Source organism: Kingella potus, assembly GCF_900451175.1.
GTDB classification, from domain to species: domain Bacteria; phylum Pseudomonadota; class Gammaproteobacteria; order Burkholderiales; family Neisseriaceae; genus Neisseria; species Neisseria potus.
Genome location: NZ_UGJJ01000002.1, coordinates 120,212 through 140,502, shown reverse-complemented (window position 1 = coordinate 140,502; position 20,291 = coordinate 120,212). Strand labels below are relative to the sequence as shown.

22 protein-coding genes are annotated in these 20,291 nt (G+C 55.7%); 18 read left to right on the top strand and 4 right to left on the bottom strand.

Annotated elements, in window-relative coordinates; translation table 11 throughout:
* Nucleotides 1–62 precede the first annotated feature (62 nt).
* The 4 genes from tgt to DYE40_RS07070 all read left to right on the top strand — a co-directional run bounded on the left by tgt (nt 63) and on the right by DYE40_RS07070 (nt 5,125).
* Nucleotides 63–1,184 (top strand): tRNA guanosine(34) transglycosylase Tgt, encoded by a 1,122-nt coding sequence (gene tgt, locus DYE40_RS07085; RefSeq protein WP_115308442.1) that lies wholly within the window; start codon nt 63–65, stop codon nt 1,182–1,184.
* Between the two features lie 72 nt (nt 1,185–1,256).
* Nucleotides 1,257–2,663, top strand: coding sequence for a lipopolysaccharide biosynthesis protein (locus tag DYE40_RS07080; RefSeq protein WP_115308441.1), 1,407 nt, complete (start codon nt 1,257–1,259; stop codon nt 2,661–2,663).
* A gap of 70 nt (nt 2,664–2,733) precedes the next feature.
* Nucleotides 2,734–3,927: a glycosyltransferase gene (locus DYE40_RS07075; protein WP_115308440.1), complete on the top strand. Its 1,194-nt coding sequence runs from the start codon at nt 2,734–2,736 to the stop codon at nt 3,925–3,927.
* Between the two features lie 448 nt (nt 3,928–4,375).
* Nucleotides 4,376–5,125: an SDR family oxidoreductase gene (locus tag DYE40_RS07070; protein WP_115308925.1), complete on the top strand. Its 750-nt coding sequence runs from the start codon at nt 4,376–4,378 to the stop codon at nt 5,123–5,125.
* A 195-nt stretch (nt 5,126–5,320) separates the two neighbouring features.
* Here the strand turns inward: DYE40_RS07070 and DYE40_RS07065 are convergent, their stop codons facing one another.
* Complete coding sequence (locus DYE40_RS07065; protein WP_115308439.1) at nt 5,321–5,686, bottom strand: helix-turn-helix domain-containing protein; 366 nt, start codon at nt 5,684–5,686, stop codon at nt 5,321–5,323.
* Between the two features lie 239 nt (nt 5,687–5,925).
* Between DYE40_RS07065 and DYE40_RS07060 the strand changes: the two genes are divergently transcribed.
* From DYE40_RS07060 to DYE40_RS07050, 3 genes are all read left to right on the top strand, one after another.
* A complete protein-coding gene (locus tag DYE40_RS07060; RefSeq protein WP_115308438.1) occupies nt 5,926–6,486 on the top strand; it encodes an NAD(P)H-dependent oxidoreductase in 561 nt (186 codons plus the stop codon).
* A gap of 141 nt (nt 6,487–6,627) precedes the next feature.
* The gene (locus DYE40_RS07055; protein WP_115308437.1) at nt 6,628–7,476 is read left to right on the top strand and encodes an aldo/keto reductase; all 849 of its coding nucleotides are present in this window, start codon (nt 6,628–6,630) and stop codon (nt 7,474–7,476) included.
* 45 nt (nt 7,477–7,521) lie between these two features.
* A complete protein-coding gene (locus DYE40_RS07050; RefSeq protein ID WP_115308436.1) occupies nt 7,522–8,268 on the top strand; it encodes an SDR family NAD(P)-dependent oxidoreductase in 747 nt (248 codons plus the stop codon).
* A gap of 162 nt (nt 8,269–8,430) precedes the next feature.
* Here DYE40_RS07050 and DYE40_RS07045 read toward each other — a convergent pair whose 3' ends face one another.
* The gene (locus DYE40_RS07045; RefSeq protein WP_244731523.1) at nt 8,431–9,009 is read right to left on the bottom strand and encodes a cation efflux transmembrane domain-containing protein; all 579 of its coding nucleotides are present in this window, start codon (nt 9,007–9,009) and stop codon (nt 8,431–8,433) included.
* A gap of 98 nt (nt 9,010–9,107) precedes the next feature.
* Here DYE40_RS07045 and DYE40_RS07040 point away from each other — a divergent pair, with 98 nt between their 5' ends.
* The 5 genes from DYE40_RS07040 (at nt 9,108) to DYE40_RS07020 (ending at nt 12,866) form a co-directional block, all read left to right on the top strand.
* On the top strand, nt 9,108–9,509 hold the full coding sequence (locus DYE40_RS07040) for a MerR family DNA-binding protein (RefSeq protein WP_218564336.1): 402 nt from the start codon (nt 9,108–9,110) through the stop codon (nt 9,507–9,509).
* Between the two features lie 196 nt (nt 9,510–9,705).
* Complete coding sequence (locus DYE40_RS07035) at nt 9,706–10,554, top strand: aldo/keto reductase (RefSeq protein WP_115308435.1); 849 nt, start codon at nt 9,706–9,708, stop codon at nt 10,552–10,554.
* Nucleotides 10,555–10,878: 324 nt separating this feature from the next.
* Nucleotides 10,879–11,178: a YciI family protein gene (locus DYE40_RS07030; RefSeq protein ID WP_115308434.1), complete on the top strand. Its 300-nt coding sequence runs from the start codon at nt 10,879–10,881 to the stop codon at nt 11,176–11,178.
* A gap of 297 nt (nt 11,179–11,475) precedes the next feature.
* Nucleotides 11,476–12,183 (top strand): putative quinol monooxygenase, encoded by a 708-nt coding sequence (locus tag DYE40_RS07025; protein WP_218564335.1) that lies wholly within the window; start codon nt 11,476–11,478, stop codon nt 12,181–12,183.
* Nucleotides 12,184–12,281: 98 nt separating this feature from the next.
* Nucleotides 12,282–12,866: a GNAT family N-acetyltransferase gene (locus DYE40_RS07020; protein ID WP_115308922.1), complete on the top strand. Its 585-nt coding sequence runs from the start codon at nt 12,282–12,284 to the stop codon at nt 12,864–12,866.
* Nucleotides 12,867–13,058: 192 nt separating this feature from the next.
* Here DYE40_RS07020 and nfsB read toward each other — a convergent pair whose 3' ends face one another.
* Both nfsB and DYE40_RS07010 read right to left on the bottom strand, forming a co-directional pair.
* Nucleotides 13,059–13,709 (bottom strand): oxygen-insensitive NAD(P)H nitroreductase, encoded by a 651-nt coding sequence (gene nfsB / locus DYE40_RS07015; RefSeq protein WP_115308432.1) that lies wholly within the window; start codon nt 13,707–13,709, stop codon nt 13,059–13,061.
* Nucleotides 13,710–13,889: 180 nt separating this feature from the next.
* Nucleotides 13,890–14,750, bottom strand: coding sequence for an EamA family transporter (locus DYE40_RS07010; protein ID WP_115308431.1), 861 nt, complete (start codon nt 14,748–14,750; stop codon nt 13,890–13,892).
* Nucleotides 14,751–14,841: 91 nt separating this feature from the next.
* On the opposite strand from DYE40_RS07010, the gene DYE40_RS07005 reads away from it, so the two are divergent.
* The 6 genes from DYE40_RS07005 to DYE40_RS06985 all read left to right on the top strand — a co-directional run bounded on the left by DYE40_RS07005 (nt 14,842) and on the right by DYE40_RS06985 (nt 20,290).
* A complete protein-coding gene (locus DYE40_RS07005) occupies nt 14,842–15,357 on the top strand; it encodes a MarR family winged helix-turn-helix transcriptional regulator (protein ID WP_115308430.1) in 516 nt (171 codons plus the stop codon).
* A 27-nt stretch (nt 15,358–15,384) separates the two neighbouring features.
* Nucleotides 15,385–15,855: a Rossmann-fold NAD(P)-binding domain-containing protein gene (locus tag DYE40_RS07000; RefSeq protein ID WP_115308429.1), complete on the top strand. Its 471-nt coding sequence runs from the start codon at nt 15,385–15,387 to the stop codon at nt 15,853–15,855.
* 36 nt (nt 15,856–15,891) lie between these two features.
* Nucleotides 15,892–16,434 (top strand): GNAT family N-acetyltransferase, encoded by a 543-nt coding sequence (locus DYE40_RS06995; protein ID WP_115308428.1) that lies wholly within the window; start codon nt 15,892–15,894, stop codon nt 16,432–16,434.
* Nucleotides 16,435–16,620: 186 nt separating this feature from the next.
* Complete coding sequence (locus tag DYE40_RS06990) at nt 16,621–18,795, top strand: type I restriction-modification system subunit M (protein ID WP_115308427.1); 2,175 nt, start codon at nt 16,621–16,623, stop codon at nt 18,793–18,795.
* Entirely contained in the window at nt 18,792–19,046 is a 255-nt protein-coding gene (locus DYE40_RS12290; protein WP_147286607.1) for a hypothetical protein, read from the top strand. The genes DYE40_RS06990 and DYE40_RS12290 overlap by 4 nt, the downstream gene beginning before the upstream one ends.
* A complete protein-coding gene (locus tag DYE40_RS06985) occupies nt 19,043–20,290 on the top strand; it encodes a restriction endonuclease subunit S (RefSeq protein WP_115308426.1) in 1,248 nt (415 codons plus the stop codon). Before DYE40_RS12290 ends, DYE40_RS06985 begins: the two co-directional genes overlap by 4 nt.
* Nucleotide 20,291 lies beyond the last annotated feature (1 nt).

The window sequence follows — 20,291 nt, the reverse complement described above, 5'->3', positions numbered from 1 at the left end:
TTCAGACGGCCTCCCGCCGTATTCGTTTATAATCCGCCCCTTTGTCCGCCCACACTCCCGCCATGCTCAAATTCACCCTGCACACCACCGACGGCCGCGCGCGGCGCGGCACGCTCACCCTCAACCACGGCACCATCGAAACGCCGGTATTCATGCCCGTGGGCACCTACGGCTCGGTCAAAGCCATGTCGCCCGCCAACCTTCACGACATCAAAGCGCAGATTATCCTCGGCAACACCTACCACCTGTGGCTGCGCCCAGGCTTGGAAGTGATTGGACAATTCGGCGGCCTGCACCAATTCATCGGCTGGGACAAACCGATACTCACCGATTCGGGCGGCTTCCAAGTGTTTTCGCTCTCCGACATGCGCAAGCTCACCGAAGAAGGCTGCACCTTCAAAAGCCCGATTAACGGCGACAAACTGTTTTTATCGCCCGAAATCTCCATGGAAATCCAAACGGTTTTGAACTCCGACATCGCCATGCAGCTTGACGAATGCACCCCCGGCGAAGCCACACACCAGCAGGCGCGGCAATCGCTGCAAATGAGCCTGCGCTGGGCGGAACGCAGCAAAAAAGCCTTTGAAGACTTACGCAATCCCAACGCACTCTTCGGCATCGTGCAGGGAGCGATGTATGAAGACCTGCGCGAAGAATCGCTGCGCGGGCTGGAGCAGTTCGATTTCCCCGGACTGGCCGTCGGCGGGCTTTCCGTCGGCGAGCCCAAACCCGAAATGTACCGTATGCTGCGCGCCGTCGGCCCCATGCTGCCCGCCCACAAGCCGCACTATCTGATGGGCGTGGGCACGCCCGAAGATTTGGTTTGCGGCGTGGCCAACGGCATCGATATGTTCGACTGCGTGATGCCCACCCGCAACGCCCGCAACGGCTGGCTGTTTACCCGTTTCGGCGATATAAAAATCAAAAATGCGGCACACAAACACAGCACCGCGCCGCTGGACGAAAGCTGCACCTGCTACACCTGCCGCAATTTCAGCCGCGCCTATCTGCACCACCTGCACCGCGCCGGCGAGATTCTCGGCGCGCAATTAAACACCATCCACAATCTGCACTTTTACCAGGTGATTATGGAAGAAATGCGCACAGCCATCGAACAGGGCGGGTTTGCCGACTGGCGCGCACGTTTTCACGAACTGCGCGGCACCAGACACGCAGCGGCATAAACACGGCAAAGGCCGTCTGAAAACACGGATACGTTTTCAGACGGCCTTTTGCACCGAATCCGGAACCCGACCATGAACGCCAAAACCCTAGCGGCCTATGCCCTCGGCCCCGCCGGCAGCGCGGCGGCGGGCGTGCTTGCCCTGCCGCTGCTGTCGTACAGCTTTTCCGGCGCGGACATCGGCCGCGTGCTGCTGCTGCAAGCCGCCGCAAGCCTCGCGCTGATTACGTTCGGGCTGGGGCTGGATCAGTTTTACATCCGCGAGTTCCACCAAAGCGGCAACCGCGCCGCGCTGTTCAAAACCGCCGCCCTGCCGCCGCTCGCGCTGGCCGCTGCCGCCTGCGCCGCGCTGTATGCGTTTGCGCCGCAATGGCCGTCTGAAAAAATCCTGTCGCTGGCCGATTCCCGTTTGGGCGGGCTGTGCCTACTGTTTGCCGCCGCGCTCATGCTGTCGCGCTATCTGTCGCTGGTGCTGCGGATGAACGACCGCGCCCTGGCCTTTTCCTTCGCCCAGCTTCTGCCCAAGCTGCTGCTGCTCGCGGCGGCGGCGGCATGGGTGCTGCTGCGCCTGCCCGCCGGCACGTTCGCGCTGGTGTCGGTATATGCCTTTGCCCAACTGGCCGCCGCGCTGCTGCTGCTGTGGCAGACGCGGCACGAATGGCCCGCGGCGGCACGTTCGCGCATCCGCCTGCCGGAATTGTCCGCCGCACTCGCCTACGGCCTGCCGCTGGCGGCGGGCGGGCTGGCCTACTGGGCGTTTTCTTCCGCCGACCGCTGGCTGCTGCGCACGCTGGCCGGAGCGGAAGAACTGGGCGTGTACGCGCTGGCGGTGAATTTCGGCGCGGCGGCCTCGGTGCTGCAAAGCGTGTTTGCAACGGTGTGGTCGCCGCTGGTATTCCGCCGGCTGGCCGAAGGCAAAACGGCCGACGTGGGCGGCATCGCGCGGCGGATGGCGTTTGTGCTGGCCGCCGCCGTGTGCCTGTGCGCCCTGCTCTCGCCCGCCGCCGCATGGGTGCTGCCGCCGCAATATGCCGCCGTGCCCTTCATCCTGCCCGCCGTGATGCTGGTGCCGCTGTTGTACACCCTCGCCGAAGCCACGGGCATCGGCATCCATGTGCGCCGCAAAAGCAGCCTGATTCCCCTCGTTTCCCTCGCCGCCCTCGCCTGCGCCGCCGCGCTGCTGTACCTGCTCGTCCCGCACTACGGCGCACGCGGGGCGGCAGCGGCTTCGGCGGCAGCGTTTTGGCTGTTTTTCCTCCTGAAAAGCGAAGCCTCCGCCCGCCTGTGGCAGCCGCTGCCCCGGGGCGCGGTATACGGCACCACCGCCGCCTGCCTTGCCCTCTGCTGCGCCTTTGCCCTCTGCGGCAGCACGGCAAACTTCCCCGCCTTTGCCGCGCTGTGGGCGGCGGCTCTGGCGGCGGCGGCGTGGGGCGGGCGTGAAGATTTAGGCCGTCTGAAAACCCGCCTCCTGCGCCGCTAGGCCGCTTTTCAGACGGCCTGTCCGCCCTGCCCCCCTTTTTATACCCGTCCTCTCTCCGACCTCCGACACCATGCACATCCTCCTCCTTCCCTCCTGGTATCCCGAAACACCCGACTCGCTCGACGGCCTGTTCTTCCGCCAGCAGGCGCACGCGCTGGCACGCGCCGGCCTGCGCGTCGGCGTGGCCGCGCCGCTGTTCCGCTCGCCGCGCCGCTGGCGGGAAATCTTTGCCGGACGCTACGGAAACAAGCTCTTTTCAGACGGCCCCATCGCCACCTACACCCGCCACAGCAGCTACTTCTGCCCGCCGCTGCCCCACTTCGACCGCGAACGCTGGCTGGCGGCGGGAATGCGCCTGTTTGCCCGCTATCTCGCCGAACAGGGCCGCCCCGACCTGCTGCACGCCCATGCCGTTTCCCACGGCGGCATCCTCGCCCGCCGCATCGCCCGCAGATACGGCATCCCCTACGTCATCACCGAACACAGCAGCACCTACGCGCGCGGCCTTGTGCGCCGCTGGCAGCGTCCCGCCATGATTGCGGCGGCGGCGGGCGCGGCGGCGCGGCTGGCGGTCAGCCCCGCCTTCTGCCGCCTGCTTGCAAACGAATATCCCGGGCTGGACTGGCAATATCTGCCCAACATCCTGCCCCCCGCGTTTGCCGCCCCCCTCCCCATGACGGAGAGGCCGTCTGAAAACAGGGAAAACGGCAGCTTCGTCTTCTGTTCCGCCGCCCACCTCAACCGCAACAAAGGCTTCGATATCCTGCTCGAAGCCTTCGCACTCGCTTTGAAGCAACAGCCCGGCCTGCGGCTGGAAATCGCCGGCGGCGGCGCGGAACTGGCAAACCTGCAACGGCAGGCAGGCCGTCTGAATATTGCCCGCGCCGTCCGCTTCCACGGCGCGGTGTCCGCCGCTGAAATGCCGCAGTTTATGCGCCGCAGCGACGCTTTCGTCCTTGCCAGCCGCAGCGAAACCTTCGGCATGGTGTTTGTCGAAGCCCTGTCGCAGGGGCTGCCCGTGGCCGCCACCCGCTGCGGCGGCCCCGAAAGCATCATCGGCGCAGACAACGGCCTGCTCGTCCCGCCCGACAACCCCGCCGCCCTCGCCGATGCCATGCTGCACCTGCGCAACTGCCGCAGCCGCTACCGCAGCGCGTCCATCCGCGCAAACTGTCTGGCGCAATACGGCGAAACGGCGGTAACAGGCCGTCTGAAAGACGTGTACCGCGCCGTGCTGCGGCAGACGCAGAGCGGCGGCGCATAAGCGCAAAGCAGCTCCGGCCACACCGCCGCCCATGCCCGCCGCGCCGTTTGCAGGCATCCCCCCGCGCAATATCCCCTATCTGCTTTTACGATTTCCCCCGCTCCGCCCGCACGCCCATAATCCGCCCGTACCCCGTTCCGCCCGCGCCGCCGATCGTGTTCTGCCTGCGGACGGCAGGCCGGCAAAAAGCCGGAATCCGTGCGGAATCCGGCGGCGGGCTTGCTATCATTTTGTAAGATTTGATTTTTTCACGCGTCTGTTTGGTAAAACAGGTTTCAGAATGACAATGGCCTGTTTACAATCTCCGGCGGCAGACAGGAATCTTTTTTATTTTTCCGCCGGCCGCACAGGCCGTCTGAAAGCCCGTTGCCAAGCCGCCTTCTTTTTTCCCAAACCGTTTTCAGACGGCCTCAAAAGCAGCCTGAAACCCCACCCAAGGAGCAATCTCATGCAAAACATCAAAGACAAAGTCGTCATCATCACTGGTGCATCATCAGGCATCGGCGAAGCCACCGCCTACAAACTGGCGGCGGCAGGGGCGAAACTGGTACTCGGCGCGCGCCGCGAAGCGCAGCTCAAAGCCATTGCCGACAACATCAAAGCCGCAGGCGGTGAGGCGGTGTACCGCGTAACCGACGTGGTCAAACCCGAAGACAATCAAGCGCTTGTAGCGCTGGCCAAAGAAGCCTTCGGCAAAGTGGACGTGGTGTTTTTGAACGCAGGCCTGATGCCTTCCTCGCCGCTGGCCGCGCTGGAAACCGCCAACTGGAATGCGATGGTGGACGTGAACATCAAAGGCGTGCTGAACGGCATCGCCGCCGTATTACCCGAATTTACCGCGCAAAAATCGGGACATATCATCACCACCTCATCGGTGGCGGGCTTGAAAGTGTACCCCGGCGCAGCGGTCTATTGCGGCAGCAAATGGGCGGTGAAAGCCATCATGGAAGCGCTGCGGATGGAATCGGCGCAGGCGGGGACAAATATCCGCACCGCCACCATTTACCCTGCCGCCGTGCAGTCGGAGCTGGTCAGCCACATCACCGACAGCAGCACCTCGGCAGGCTACCGCGCGCTGTACGACCAGTACGAAATCCCCGCCGAACGCATCGCCGACGTGGTGGCGTTTGCCATCAGCCAGCCCGCCGACACCAACATCAGCGAGTTCACCGTCGGCCCGACCACCCAGTCTTGGTAAGGCCGTCTGAAACGCCAAAGGCCGTCTGAAAGCGGGTTTACGGGCTTCTGCGAAGCCAAAACCTAAAATGCCGTCTGAAAACACGGCAAACCCCTGCGGAACACAGGCGCAGCTCTGTATTTTCAGACGGCATATTCAAACAGTATGTCCAAACGATGTTTTCAGACGGCATTTCAGGCTGCCGCGCCCCGCGCCCTATTTCGGCTCTTTCGCCTGTTGGCTGAACGCATCCAGCAGGCGGATAACCGCGTATTTCTGCTCTTGGCTGAACGTATGCCAATGGAAATCATACCGCCGCTTCAAATCATCGCCGTCTGGCGCGGCGTTCGGGCAGCAGGCATCAAGGAAAAACCAGTTCAGCGGCGTGTCCAGCGCATCGGCGATTTGCGCCAGCAGATTGATGTTTACCTTGTTGTCGCCGCGTTCGTAGCGCGAAAGCTGCTGCTGCGAAATGCCGATTTTTTCCGCCAGCGCATCGGCGGTCAAAGCCAGCTCCTTGCGCCGTTTTTGGATACGTTTGCCGACCAGCTTGTCCAAGTCGCCTGCGTTCAGTTGAGCCATAAAATGAAGTTTTTCCCGTGTAATACGCATTAAAAGTGTAAAAATAGGCGTATTCCGAACAGCGGTAAACTTCTGTTATTGCGTAAGTTTTGCTAAAATACCTTATAAAGGCGTATTTGTCACAAAACACATTCGGCATATTGTGTGCCACAATCCCACCGATTCCGCCGCGCCCCTGTTTTGCGGATTTCAGGCGCACGGCATTTTCCCCAATCCGCACCGTTTAAAAGCGAGACCCCATGAAAAACATCCTCATCATCTCCGGCCACCCCGATTTGAAAACCTCCGTAGCCAACGCCGCCATTTTGGCGCAGGTGGAACGCGAGCTGCCCGAAGCCCAAATCCGCAAGCTCGACGCGCTCTACCCCGACAAACGCTTTGACATCGCCGCCGAACAAGACGCGCTGCTCAACGCCGATGTCATCGTGTTCCAATTCCCCTTTTCTTGGTACGCCATGCCCGGCCTGATGAAATTGTGGCTGGACGAAGTGTTCCTGCACGGCTTTTCGCACGGCTCAAAAGGCAAACTCGGCGGCAAAAAACTGCTGCTGTCGTTCACCACAGGCGCACCCGCAGCCGCCTACCAAAAAGACGGCGTAATGCAGCACGAAATCGCCGAATACCTGCCGCAGTTTAAAACCACCGCCGCCCTGTGCAATCTGGACTACCAAGGCGAAATCTACACCACAGGCGTAAGCTACTCCGCCCGCGCCACGCCCGAAGCCCAAGCCGAGCAGGAACAAAAAGCCCGCGAACACGGCGAGCGTTTGGTTGCCAAACTGAAAGAGCTGGCGGCGTAACGCAAAAAGCAGCCTGAAACGGCTAAAACACATTTTCAGGCTGCCTTGATGCCGTCTGAAAAGACAAAGGCAGCCTGAAAAGCGCAAACCGCCCGCCCCAAGGCAAACGCGGCAAATCCGCCGCCAACACAGGAGTGCATCATGCAAACCGTACAACTTGCCCACAATATTGAAATCCCCATCCTCGGCTTCGGCGTGTACCAAATCGCCCCCGAAGCAACCGAGCAGGCGGTTATCCAAGCCGTTGCCGCAGGCTACCGCCACATCGACACCGCCCAAGCCTATATGAACGAAACCGAAGTCGGGCGCGGCATTGCCCGCTGCGGCGTGGCGCGCGGAGAATTGTTCGTTACCACCAAAGTGTGGGTGGAAAACGCAGGCGAAGCCGCCGCCGAAGCCTCGCTCAACCGCTCTTTCGGGCGGCTCGGCTTGGACTATCTGGATTTGGTACTCATCCACCAGCCCTACGGCGACACCTACGGCACATGGCGCGTGCTGGAACGCTGGCAGCAGGCAGGCAGAATCCGCGCCATCGGCGTGAGCAACTTCACACCCGACCGCGCGGTGGATTTAGGCATATTCAACCGCGTGATGCCGCAGGTAAACCAGATTGAAATCAACCCCTTCCACCAGCGCGTGCAGCAGGTTGCCGAGCTGCAAAACGCAGGCATCGCGGTGGAGGCGTGGGCACCGTTTGCCGAAGGAAAAAACGGCATTTTCCAAAACCCCGTCCTCGTTCAAATCGGGCAGCAATACGGCAAAAGCCCCGCCCAAATCATCACACGCTGGCTGGTGGAACGCGGCATCATCGTGCTGGCAAAATCCGCGAAACCCGAGCGCATGGCGGAAAACCTGAACGTGTTTGATTTCGCCCTGAGCGATGAAGACAAAGCCGCCATCGCCACGCTGGACGCAGGCGCAAGCCAGTTTTTTGACCATCAGACCGTAGAAAGAGTACGGCAGGTCAAAGAATGGGTGTTTAACGTTTAAACGCCCCGTCCGCCCCTATTCATCAACTTCAACCAAGGAAACCCCATGAACACTTTAACCAACAAAACCGCCGTTATCACAGGCGCAGGCAGCGGTATCGGACAAGCCATCGCCGTCAAATTCGCCGAACTGGGCGCAAAAGTGCTGGTTACGGGGCGCAAAGAAGCTCCGCTCAAAGAAACCGCCGCCCTGCACGGCAACATCAGCTACATCGTTGCCGACGCAGGCAACACCGAAGACATTGCCCGCATTTTGGCAGATGTGCAAGCCCGTTTCGGACGGCTGGACATCATCGTCAACAACGCAGGCATGGCACCCGTAACCCCGCTTGAAAATCAAACACTTGCCGAATTTGACGCGGTGTTCAACATCAACGTGCGTGCGGTGGTGGACATGGCGCAGCAAGCCTTGTCGCTGCTCAAAGAGAGCCGTGGCAGCATCATCAACATCGGCTCGGCGGTCGCCAACCAGCCCCTGCCCAATATGTCGGTGTATTCCGCCAGCAAAGCCGCGCTCAAAACGCTGACTTTCGTGTGGGCAAAAGAGCTCGCCAAAGACGGTATCCGTGTGAACAACATCGCCGTCGGCCCGATTGAAACGCCGATTTACGAAAAAACCGAACTTTCCGCCGCCGAAGCCCAAGCGCACAAAGACCGCGTAACTGCCATGGTGCCGCTCGGCCGCTTCGGACAGCCCGCCGACATCGCCGAACTCGCCGCTCATCTGGCCTCGGACGCAGGCGCGTTCATCACAGGCGCGGACATTCCCGTGGACGGCGGATTTGGGATTTAAACCTTAAAAACAAAAACAGGCCGTCTGAAAAATTAGGGTTTCAGACGGCCTTTTTATTTGCCGAAATCTCTATTTCTGCAAGCCATACAAGCGGGCGGATTTGCTTGAGATTTTGCAAAATTTTCAGCCAATCCCGCCGCTTGCAACCGCCGTTTCACTCGTCTACTTGTCCGAACGCAATTCTTTGACCGCCTGCGAACCAATCCGCCAAGCCGCCGACAAAGCAAGGCAGGACATCAGCACCGCTACCAGCAAATCAGGCAGCTTGGACTGCGTAACATACACCGCGCCCGCCGCCGCCATCACCAAGAGATTGCCCACCGCGTCATTTCGCGAACACAGCCACACACTCTGCATATTGCTGTCGCCGTCCCGATAGGCATACAGCACCCACGCCGTCAGCAGGTTCGCCGCCAACGCCAGCACGCCCACCACGCCCATTTCGTGATAGTTCGGCACATCGCCCTGCCACCACCAGCGGTACACCGTCAACAGCAAAATCCAGCCGCCAAACACCGCCATCGTTGCCGCTTTGAGCAGCGACGCTCTGGCACGCTTATGCAATGCCATGCCCAACACCCACAGGCTGATGCCGTAGTTTGCCGCATCGCCGAAAAAATCCAGCGAATCAGACAGCAGCGACAGCGACCCCGATTGGACACCCATCACGATTTCCACCACAAACATCAAGGCGTTCACCGCCAAGGCAAACCACAGCACTTTGCGGTAATGCGGACGCACAGACGTGCAACTTTGACAACAAGCCATCATAACTCCTTATTTTTAAAACATTATGTGTTATGATAAAGCCTGTAGCCGCTACAAGGTCAAGCCAAAAAATGAAACGCATGAAAATAAACGAATTGAGCAAAAAAAGCGGGGTCAATGCCGAAACCATACGCTATTACGAACGCTGCGGGCTGTTTTCTGCCGAACGCGACAGTAACGGCTACCGCAGTTTCGGTGCAGCAGAACTTGCCCGCCTAAACTTCATCAGAAGCTGCCGTTCTCTGGGGTTCAGTCTGGACGAAATCAAACAACTGCAAGCCCTGAAAGAGCAGCCCGCCCAAAGCTGCCAAGACGCAGACGAGCTGGTTGCCCGCCATTTGAGTTTGATTGCCGACAAAATAGCCGAACTGCAAAAAATCCAAGCCTTTTTGCACAATCTCAGCGAATGTGGCGAACGCCAAAGCAAAGACTGCAAAGTAATCAAAGGGCTGGATGAAAAAGCCAGCCAATAAACACCGCCCGCCCGTCGGCTTTAAAAGGCCGTCTGAAAAAATAATCCAACGTTTTTCAGACGGCTTTCAACTTTTTGTTATAAGTGCTATTCCAATTAGCCTGTTTTTAATTAAAAAATAACCGCTATAATGGGTTTACCGTTTAATCAAGGCAGTATCTAAAGGCCGTCTGAAAAACCCCAAACAGGAGAATAGAATGAAAACTTTCAACTTAAACAACGGCATAGCCATTCCGTCGCTCGGCTTCGGCACATACCAAATCGCCCCCGAACAGACGGTACAAGCGGTGCAAAACGCCATTGCCGCAGGCTACCGCCACATCGACACCGCCCAAGCCTATGTCAATGAAACCGAAGTCGGCGAGGGCATTCGTGGGAGCGGTATCGACCGCAGCGACATTTTCGTTACCAGCAAAGTGTGGGTGGAAAACGCAGGCTATGAGGCCGCCAAAGCGTCCATCGGCCGCTCGCTCAAACGCTTAAACATCGGCCACATCGATTTGATGTTGATCCACCAGCCCTACGGCGACGTACACGGCACTTGGCGGGCGCTTGAAGAAGCCCAAGCGGCAGGCGACATCCGTGCCATCGGCGTGAGCAATTTTACCGCCGACCGTGCGGTGGATTTGGGCGTGTTCAACCGTGTGATGCCGTCTGTAAACCAGATTGAAATCAACCCCTTCCACCAGCGGGCGGACTTGGTGGAGACGCTGCAAAACGAAAATATCTTGGTGGAGGCGTGGGCACCTTTCGCCGAGGGCAAAAACGGCATTTTCAGCAATCCCGTGCTGAGCCAAATCGGTGCAAAACACGGCAAAAGCGTGGCGCAAGTGATTATCCGCTGGCTGCTCGAACGGCAAATCGTGGTGCTGGTCAAATCCAGCAGCCCCGAACGCATGGCGCAAAACCTTGATGTGTTTGATTTTGAGCTAGACAGCGAAGACAAAGCGAACATCGCCACGCTGGACGCAGGCGAAAGCCAGTTTTTTGACCATCAGACCGTAGAAAGAGTGCGGCAGGTAAAAGAATGGGTGTTTAACGTGTAGGCCGTCTGAAAGCCAAAAATTTCAACGAATTTAAACCAAAAAAAGAGCGGTCGGATTTATCTGTTTTTGCAAAAAATCGGATAAATCCCACCGCTTGTATTGCAAATAAAGGCCGTCTGAAAAAATGCTGAAACGTTTTTCAGACGGCTTATTTTCAACTTTTTATTATAAGTCTTATTCCAATTAGCCTATTTTTAATTAAAAAACTTGCCCTTATAATGGTTTCATTGTCGCAGCCATTATTTTTCAGGCATTAACAGGCCGTTTGAAAACACCGTTTCAGGCTGCCCATTTACCCATTAATCTTTCACAAGGAAACCCAAAATGTACCTCATCACCATCACCGTCAATCACGACCTTACCCCCGAGCAGCACGAAAAAATGTTCCCTGTGCACACCGAATGGTTCAAAAAACACTTCGCCGCAGGCAGCTTTCTCATGCTCGGCCCGTTCACCGACACCAACGCACATCAAGGCTTGATATTCGCCCAAACCGAAAGCCGCGAAGCCCTGCAAAAAATCTTGGAAGAAGACTGCTACTACCCCGATTTCGCCACCTACGAAATCCGCGAATTTGCGCCCAAACTGATTTCGGAGAAACTGCCCGAGTTTGCAGGGAAATAAAGCAGTTCCAATATTTCAGGCTGCCTTTGTAAGAATGCAAAAGCAGCCTGAAACGCTAATGAAACCACAGTAGTCGTAGGTCGGATTTTTAAATCCGACAAAACGCACGGGCTTCGGAGCGACCTGGCGTTTTTGGGAAAGGCAAACCAATATTGGATACCAGTATCCGACCTACATCGTTGCTTTAGAAAAACCATTCAATCAAATAATTTAAACAATCCATTTATAGGCCGTCTGAAAAGCGTTTAACCATTTTTCAGACGGCCTCCCCCAAACCCTTTAAACAACCGAAACTTTATGATGAAAAAACTCGCAATCCTGATGACCGCCTTATTCACGCTATCCGCCCACGCCGCGCCTGTGTTCAACATCTTCGAGCTGGGTATCGCCCACGGCAAAACCGCCCGCTATGACGCGGTGGGCAAACACAATATCCGCACCTCCATTGCCACCGAACAAGGCACGCTGGCGATGTATTCGGTCAAGCAAAAAGCCAATCCGAACATGGTGTATATGGTGGAGCTGTATGCCGATGACGCCGCCTATCAGGTTCACCGGAAATCGCCGCAATACGCCGAATTTGTCAAACAGTCGCCGCAGATTCTGACCGAACACAAAGTCAAATTTGACACGGTATTGCAGTTTGCAGGCGACAAAAAAATCACCCAAACCGCCGACACCAAAACCAATTTCGTCAGCGTGAGCGTCAAGCCCGAACACGCCGCCGCGTTCAAAGCCATTGTGCTGGACGAAATGGCGCAGTCGCTGCAAAAAGAAAACGGCGTGCTGGCGATGTATGCCGCCACCGATGCCAAGCAGCCTGAAAAGTGGTATTTCTTTGAAATCTACGCCAGCGAAGCCGCCTACCAAAGCCGCCGCGCCACGCCGCATTTTCAAAAATACTTAAACGAAACCCAAAACATGATTGCCGATACAAAGGTTTATGTGATTAGCCCGAGCGAACTGGGCAATCAGGGCGGCCAGCTTTGGACGGCGGAACGATAGCGTTCAGGCTGCCTTTGCGGGAACGAAAAAGCAGCCTGAAACACTGAAATGCCGTCTGAAAACCCATCGTGCAAACGCCCGACAACCAAGGAAACCCCATGCCAAACTTTATCCGCCCCGTAATCCTGACTGCCAACCAAGTCCGCCTGGAACCGCTTGAGCTGCGGCACGAAGCGGGTTTGCGCCAAGCGGTGCAGGACGGCGAAATCTGGCGGCTTGCGGTAGCCAGCGCACCTGCGCCCGAGCAAGTGGCGCAATACATTCAGGCCGCCCAAGCGACGCGCAGCGCGTTTGCCGTCATCGACGAAACCACCGGCGAAGTGGTCGGTACAACGGCGTTTTACCAGCCCGATGCACAAATCCGCCGCCTGTATGTCGGCTACACCTGGTATCGCCAATCGGCGTGGCGCACACGCATCAACAGTACCTGCAAATACCTGCTGCTCGCCCACGCCTTTGAAACGCTGGACTGCCGCGTAGTGTGCTGGGAAACGGACATCTTGAACACCCGCTCGCAAGCGGCGATAGAACGCTTGGGCGCGAAAAAAGACGGCGTGCTGCGCTGCCACAAACTCCGCAAAAACGGCACGGTGCGCGATACCGTGGCATACAGCATGTTGCGCGAAGAATGGGCGGCGGCAAAAGCGGCATTGGCGGGGAAATTGGGCATGGCGGCGGGTTGAAAACACAGAGGCAGCCTGAAAACGTAAAGGCAGCCTGAAAATGGTTAAACGCCCCCTCGCAGAAACCTCCTACGGTTTCAGACGGCCTTTCCCTTATGGCTGATTAACCAAACCCCAAAAAAACAAGCGGTGGGATTTGCGCTGACTTTTGCAAATCCCACCGCTTTTGGTTTGCTATTAAACTGTCTGCTCTTAAGCCTTAGAAAAAATCACTTCTTCGGCAAAGCGGGATTTGGGCAGGGCAGCGTTGTAATCGTCGGCGGCACGGTAGCCGAAGGGAACGACGGCGACGGCGGTGTAGCCTTTTTCGTTTAGGCCGAATTCTTGGTTGAGCACTTTCATATCCACGCCTTCCATCGGCACGGCATCAATGCCCAAGGCTGCGGCGGCGAACAGCACAAAGCCCAAATTGATATGTACTTGTTTGGCAAGCCATGCGCTTTCGTCTTGGAATTGCTCACGGTGATAGCCGACATAAACGCGGCGGATGTCGTCGCCGGCGGCTTTGGCTTCGGCGGTGGCAAAGCGGCCGTCTTGGTCTTCTTGTTCCACTACGGCGGTTACATAGGCATCGTCGGCGTGTTTGCGCGCGGCGAAAACCACCACATGCGAGGCGTTGGTGATTTTTTCACGGTTATAAGGGAAGTTTTCGGCGGATTTGGCAATGCGGGCTTTGCCTGCGTCATCGTCGGCAATGACGAAATGCCACGGCTGGATATTGACGCTGGACGGTGCGTTGCGCAAGGCGGCTTTGATTTGCGCAAAATCATCCGCACTGATTTTTTTCGTAGGGTCGAATTTTTTGGTGGAATAGCGGTTTTCGGAGAGGTTTTTGACGTTCATTGCTTTGTCCTAACTAAAGTTAAATTTAAGTGTGTGAATTGCCGTTTTTTTTTGGCAAGATTTTGAATTTAAAGCATTATACCTTATTTTTCAGCCATCTGCTTTTTTCTAAAGTTTAATGCCGACGGTTTTGCCGTGTCATTAAATGCGTTTATGGAAGTTCATAAAATTCCCTTGAGTTTACTTACGATGAGCGGCGCGTTGTACGCCGAAAACGGAGACTAACACCAGCACAAAGCCGATGAGTGAGACGGTATTCATATGCTGCTGCAAGAACAGCCAGCCGAGAATAAAGGCGCAAACGGGGCTGAGCAGACCGAGCGACGACACGGCGGCGGGCGGCAGCTTGGCAATGCCGCGAAAATACAAGGCATAAGACAGCACCGCACCGAACAGGCACAGATAGAGATAACCGCCGATATTGGCAGCGGTGAACGCGGCAGGCAGGGTTTCACGCCATGCGGCAACGGGCAGGAGCATGAGTCCGCCGAGAAACAGTTGCCAGCCGGTGAGCGCAGGCAGCGGCAAATCCACCTGCCAGCGTTTGCCGAAAAACACCCCTGATGCCATCGACGCAGCACCCGCCAGTGCCGCGACAATGCCGAGCGTATCGCTTTTGGCATGGGGCGACAGCACCAACATCGCCACCCCGACCACGCCGAGCAGGGCGAACAGCCACGCCGCTTTTGCCACCGTTTCTCGTCCGATAAAGCGTAGCAATAACAGCACCATCAGCACCTGCGTAGAGCTAAGCACCGCCGCCAAGCCGCCGGGCAAACGGTAAGCGGCGATAAACAGCATTGCTTGAAAAAAGCCGATATTCAAAAACGCCAAGGCCGCCGTTTTGCCCCAATCGCCCGCCTTGGGTAGGGTTCGCGTCCACAACAAAAGCAGCACACCGGCAGGCAGACAACGCAGCACGGCAGCGGTAAACGGGCGGTCGGGCGGGAGAAATTCGGTGGTTACCAAATAGGTCGAACCCCAAATCAGCGGCGCAAGCGCGGTGAGTAAAACATTGGCTATCAGATTGTCTTGTTTCATATTAACTGTCTCAATGTTAAGATAATACCAGTATAAAACACGAAGAATCTTAAAATCAAGATTCTTAAACTTAAGACAACAAGGAAACCGCATGAGCAACCAAACCGACCGCGTGGACGACATCATCGCCCAATGGCACGCCGCACGCCCCGACCTGCGTTCAGGACTGCCTGCGATGGCGATCTTAGGGCGGCTGAACCGCTGCAACGCCCTGTTAGCACCGCAATTGGGCAAAATCTTTGCCGAATACGGGCTGAACTTCGGCGAATTTGACGTACTCGCCACCCTACGCCGAGCAGGCGCGCCGTTTATCCTTTCGCCCACCGCCCTTTACGCCACGCTGATGGTGTCGTCAGGCACGATGACCCACCGCTTGAAAATCCTAGAAAATCGCGGACTCATCGACCGCCTGCCGAACCCCGACGACAGCCGCAGCCAGCTCGTACAACTAAGCGACGCAGGCAAAACGCTGATAGACCAAGCCGTTACCGCCCATCTCGCCAACGAAAACGCCCTGCTGTCAAACCTGAGCGACGCAGAAAAACAGGCACTGGACACAGGACTGCGGGCATTGCTTAGAGAATGGGAAAGCGACAAGACGGATTGAATATAAAACACCCAAAAGGAGTAAATTATGCTGGTAATTATCGGCGGCTCGGGCATGCTGTTTGCCGCCAGCCAAACCTTAACAGAGCACAGCCAAACACAAGTTTTACTGTGCGGACGACAACAAGCACGCTACCAAGCGATATTGACGGCATTCGAGCATGCCGAATTTTTCCCCTTTGATTTCTCGCAAGCAAAAAGCTATGCCGCTTTGGCAGAAAAACTAAACCAACAAACCCAGCCGATTAGCTTGTTGGCATGGATTCACAGCCCCTACTATCCGCACCTGCTCAAGCTGTTAGACGAAATAAAACCGCTACTGAAAAAAGCCTATCTCGTCAAAGGCACAAGCAGCAATCCCTTACCGCAGGCACTGATGAACGACTTCCCCTTAACCGTTATCCAACTGGGCAAACACACCAGCGAAAACCGCTGGCTCACCCATCAAGAAATCTCGCAGCAGGTGCTGGAGGCGGTGGCAGGCAAACAGGCCGTCTGAAAACATTCAAACAAACGCAACAAACAGGGCGAAAACATGCAACTCACCATCAACGAAAACCTATCTCTTGAACCCCTCAAAACCAGCGACGCGGCGGATATTTTTCACACCATAGACCAAGAGCGGGCATATTTGGGCGAGTGGCTGCCCTTTATTACCCTGACCAAAGAACTTGCCGACACGGAACGCTTTATCAAATCGGCATTGGAGACGGTGGAAAAAAGCAAAGAATATATTTTTTGTATCCGCAAAAACGGGCAGTTCGCAGGGCTGATTAGTTTTGTCCAAACCGACATCCGCAACCAAAAAACCAAAATCGGCTATTGGCTAAAAAAAGCCTATCAAAAGCAAGGTATTATGACTTTGGCGGTTAAAAGAATGTGCGAATTTGCCTTTAACGATTTGCACATGAACCGCGTAGAAATCTGCTGCGGTGTCGGCAATCTGCCCAGCCAAAGCATACCCAAACGCTTGGGATTTGTTTTTGAAGGCATAGAACGGCAGGGCGAACGGGTTTCAGACGGCGTGTTTAGGGATTTGCAAGTGTATGCCGTGTTAAAAGACGGGTTTGGTGGGTGAGTGGTGAAACAGGCCGTCTGAAAAGCGTTTTATGATTTTTCCCACAGGGGCTTCCTACGGTCGCAGACGGCCTGTATGCCCAATCGATACGGCGGTATTTCCCAGATGATTTTAAACGTCAATAATGGTAAAATATTCAACATCTTACCGCCTTTAGCGGTATTCCCTTTGCCTCAAGGAAACCTCATGCAGCAACAAGAACTTATCTCCTTTATCTGGAACATCGCCAACAAGCTGCGCGGGCCGTACCGTCCGCCGCAATACCGCCGCGTTATGCTGCCGTTGATTGTGCTGCGCCGTTTTGATTTGGTGCTTGAGCCGGTCAAAGAAAAAATCTTGGCAGAAAAAGCCCGTTTGGAGGCCAAAGGCATCAAAGGCACGGCGCTGGATGTGGCATTGCGGCAAATCAGCGGCAGCAAGCTCTACAACACCAGCCCGTTTACCTTCGCCAAACTCTTGGAAGACAGCGAAAATCTGGCAAGCAATCTCAGCGCCTATATCCAAGGCTTTTCGCCGGAAGCGCGCGATATTTTTGAAAAATTCGACTTTGAAAGCGAAATCGCCAAGCTCGATGAAGCCAACATCCTCTATCTGGTGCTGAAAGAATTTATCGGCAGCGAAATCGACCTTTCGCCCGAGCGGCTCAGCAATTTGCAGATGGGCTATATCTTTGAAGAGCTGGTGCGCAAATTCAACGAACAGGCCAACGAAGAAGCGGGCGACCATTTCACTCCGCGCGAAGTTATCCGCCTGATGGTGCAGCTTTTATTTACCGGTGAAGAAGAAGTATTCAAGCCCGGTATTTACCGCAGCATTTACGACCCCACCGCCGGCACGGGCGGTATGTTGTCGGTATCCGAACAATACATCAAAGAGCAAAACCCCACCGCCAATCTGGAACTTTTCGGGCAGGAATACAATGCCGAATCCTACGCCATCTGCTGTGCCGACCTGCTCATCAAAGGCGAAGAAATCGACAACCTTATCTTTGGCGACACACTGGGGCTTACAGACAGCAAAAACAAAAGCGGCGGCTTTGTCCCGCACGACGGCCACCCCGACAAACAATTTCACTACATGTTTGCCAACCCGCCCTTCGGCGTGGAGTGGAAGCGCGAAGAATCCTATGTGCGCGACGAATACGCGCGGCTTGGCTTTGGCGGGCGTTTCGGTGCAGGCTTGCCGCGTATTAACGACGGCTCTTTACTCTTCTTGCAGCACATGATGGCAAAAATGCGGCCTGCCGACGGCGACGGCTCAAAAATCGCCATCGTATTTAACGGCTCGCCGCTCTTTACCGGCGATGCGGGCAGCGGCGAGAGCAACATCCGCCGCTGGATAATCGAAAACGACCTGCTTGATGCCGTTATCGCCCTGCCTGACCAAATGTTTTACAACACCGGCATCTACACTTACATCTGGATTATCAGCAACAAAAAACCGCCGCACCGCCGTGGCAAAGTACAGCTCATCGACGGCACACGCCATTATCAAAAAATGGCAAAAAGCCTCGGCAGCAAACGCAACGAACTTTCAGACGGCCACATCGCCGAACTGGTGCGCCTGTATGCCGAAAACCAACACGACGAGCCAAGCCGCTTCAACTGTGCGGGGCAGCCTGAAGAGCGCCTGTGCAGCAAAATCTTTAACAACCGCGACTTCGGCTTTCTCAAAATCACCGTCGAACGCCCGCTGCGGCTCAACTTCCAAGCCAGCCCCGAACGCATCGCCCGCTTGGACGCACAAAGCGCCTTTGCCGCCCTTGCCGTAAGCAAAAAACGCAAAAACGCCGAAGCCGTACAAACAGAAATCGTCCAAGGACAAGCCTTGCAGCAAAAAATCAAAGCCACCCTTGCCGCCATTAGCGGCGAAACCGTCTATAAAAACCGCGACGCATTCGGCAAAGTGCTGGATGCAGCCTACCAAAAAAGCGATCTAAGACTTAAAGCACCGCTGAAAAAAGCCATACTTGCCGCCCTATCCGAACGCGACCCCAGCGCCGACATCTGCACCGATAGCAAAGGCAGGGCAGAAGCCGACAGCGAATTACGCGACAGCGAAACCGTACCGCTGCCAAGCGACATCGCCTTGCCGCTGCCGCTCGGCTACGACAACGAAAGCGGACACGCAGCGCTGCTCGAACTGGTGCAAGAACACTGCGAAGACTATCTGGCGCGCGAAGTCCTGCCGCACGTCCCAGACGCATGGATAGACCACAGCAAAACCAAAATCGGCTACGAAATCCCGCTCACCCGCCATTTCTACACCTACCGCCCGCCGCGCCCCTTGGCAGAAATTGCCGCCGAAATCGGTGTGCTTGAGCAACAAATCGCCGCCATGCTCAAAGAGGTGGTGCAATGAAACAGCAGCAAACGCAGACGCGCCGCAGCACTTTCCCCAGCAGTTTTTCAGTTATCGAGGAAATCTCGGCAACTGCTTCAGGCAGGCGGACAGGCGGCGCAGTTATCCGGAAAATCCGGACAACTGCCGCAGCGGCAGCGCATAGCGGTTTTTTCCCATCAAACAGCGCTGCAAGCGGTAAAAAAACACCCTATAAGTGCCAAACGGTGAGAAAAAAACACTATGTTTGCGCCGCAGGAGCAAGACCATGAAACGCTATCCGCACTACAAAGATTCGGGCGTGGCATGGCTGGGCGAAGTGCCGCAGCATTGGAAAGTGAAGCAATGCCGTCATATATTTAAAATCCATAATGGTGCAACGCCGAAAAGTGGTGAAGCCGATTATTGGAGTGATGATATTGTTTGGATTACTCCCGAAGATTTAGGCAACAATGAAGGCAAGGAAATTTCAGACAGTCGCAGGAAAATCAGCAAAGAAGGCGATGCAAACTGCGGCACATCTCTTGCTCCCGCAGGAAGTATTGCCTTATCCAATCGTGCCCCTATTGGACATTTGGCAAAAACTACCGTTGCCGCGTGCGTCAATCAGGGTTGCAGGTTACTTGAAGTCTTGAATGACGATGCTGATTTTCTCTATTACCAGCTTTATGCTGCCAAATCAGAGCTAATTAGTTTGGGACAAGGTACAACCTTTATGGAATTGACGCGCCAAAACTTAGCAGCTTTGAAATTGGTAATGCCACCCATCTCCGAACAACAAGCCATTGCCGCTTGGTTGGACGCTAAGACGGCGCAGATTGATGCCCTAATCCGCCGCAAGCAGGTGCTGCTGGAAAAACTGGCGGAAAAACGCAGCGCCTTGATTTCCCATGCAGTTACCAAAGGACTGAACCCCGCCGCCGCGATGAAAGATTCAGGCGTGGCATGGCTGGGCGAAGTGCCGCAGCATTGGGAGGTTTCAAAGTTGCGTTGGCATATTAAGATTTCCAGCGGAGACAGTATTCACCATCAATATATTTCACAAAGCAAAGATGACGTGAATATTTTTCCTGTTATCGGCGGTAATGGCGTGATGGGATATACGGAATTAGTCAACTCTCATTGTGCGTTAGTTGTTGGCAGAGTGGGTGCACTGTGTGGGAACGTTCATATAGTAGATTGCAGTAGCTGGATTACTGATAACGCACTAAAAATTAGTTACTGGTCTGGCTTGGAAATAAAATATTTCTTTTATGTACTTGTTGCCGCAGATTTGAATAATTTAGCTAACAAAACGGCACAGCCATTGATTACTGGAGAAATGGTTAAATCCTTGCTTGTCTGTATTCCACCCCTCCCAGAACAACAAGCCATCGCCGCTTTTTTGGATAGCGAGACGGCGCGGATTGACACGCAGCGGCAGGCGGTGGAAAAGGCGCTTGCCAAGTTGCAGGAATACCGCAGCGCGCTCATCAGCCATGCGGTAACGGGCAAGATAGATATTCGCCATTTGTGAG

Bases quoted from the DNA above. Each gene is read 5' to 3' on its own strand.
- tgt (WP_115308442.1), top strand. From the start codon at position 63: ATGCTCAAATTCACCCTGCACACCACCGACGGCCGCGCGCGGCGCGGC.
- DYE40_RS07080 (WP_115308441.1), top strand. From the start codon at position 1,257: ATGAACGCCAAAACCCTAGCGGCCTATGCCCTCGGCCCCGCCGGCAGC.
- DYE40_RS07075 (WP_115308440.1), top strand. From the start codon at position 2,734: ATGCACATCCTCCTCCTTCCCTCCTGGTATCCCGAAACACCCGACTCG.
- DYE40_RS07070 (WP_115308925.1), top strand. From the start codon at position 4,376: ATGCAAAACATCAAAGACAAAGTCGTCATCATCACTGGTGCATCATCA.
- DYE40_RS07065 (WP_115308439.1), bottom strand. From the start codon at position 5,686: ATGGCTCAACTGAACGCAGGCGACTTGGACAAGCTGGTCGGCAAACGT.
- DYE40_RS07060 (WP_115308438.1), top strand. From the start codon at position 5,926: ATGAAAAACATCCTCATCATCTCCGGCCACCCCGATTTGAAAACCTCC.
- DYE40_RS07055 (WP_115308437.1), top strand. From the start codon at position 6,628: ATGCAAACCGTACAACTTGCCCACAATATTGAAATCCCCATCCTCGGC.
- DYE40_RS07050 (WP_115308436.1), top strand. From the start codon at position 7,522: ATGAACACTTTAACCAACAAAACCGCCGTTATCACAGGCGCAGGCAGC.
- DYE40_RS07040 (WP_218564336.1), top strand. From the start codon at position 9,108: ATGAAACGCATGAAAATAAACGAATTGAGCAAAAAAAGCGGGGTCAAT.
- DYE40_RS07035 (WP_115308435.1), top strand. From the start codon at position 9,706: ATGAAAACTTTCAACTTAAACAACGGCATAGCCATTCCGTCGCTCGGC.
- DYE40_RS07030 (WP_115308434.1), top strand. From the start codon at position 10,879: ATGTACCTCATCACCATCACCGTCAATCACGACCTTACCCCCGAGCAG.
- DYE40_RS07025 (WP_218564335.1), top strand. From the start codon at position 11,476: ATGATGAAAAAACTCGCAATCCTGATGACCGCCTTATTCACGCTATCC.
- DYE40_RS07020 (WP_115308922.1), top strand. From the start codon at position 12,282: ATGCCAAACTTTATCCGCCCCGTAATCCTGACTGCCAACCAAGTCCGC.
- nfsB (WP_115308432.1), bottom strand. From the start codon at position 13,709: ATGAACGTCAAAAACCTCTCCGAAAACCGCTATTCCACCAAAAAATTC.
- DYE40_RS07010 (WP_115308431.1), bottom strand. From the start codon at position 14,750: ATGAAACAAGACAATCTGATAGCCAATGTTTTACTCACCGCGCTTGCG.
- DYE40_RS07005 (WP_115308430.1), top strand. From the start codon at position 14,842: ATGAGCAACCAAACCGACCGCGTGGACGACATCATCGCCCAATGGCAC.
- DYE40_RS07000 (WP_115308429.1), top strand. From the start codon at position 15,385: ATGCTGGTAATTATCGGCGGCTCGGGCATGCTGTTTGCCGCCAGCCAA.
- DYE40_RS06995 (WP_115308428.1), top strand. From the start codon at position 15,892: ATGCAACTCACCATCAACGAAAACCTATCTCTTGAACCCCTCAAAACC.
- DYE40_RS06990 (WP_115308427.1), top strand. From the start codon at position 16,621: ATGCAGCAACAAGAACTTATCTCCTTTATCTGGAACATCGCCAACAAG.
- DYE40_RS12290 (WP_147286607.1), top strand. From the start codon at position 18,792: ATGAAACAGCAGCAAACGCAGACGCGCCGCAGCACTTTCCCCAGCAGT.
- DYE40_RS06985 (WP_115308426.1), top strand. From the start codon at position 19,043: ATGAAACGCTATCCGCACTACAAAGATTCGGGCGTGGCATGGCTGGGC.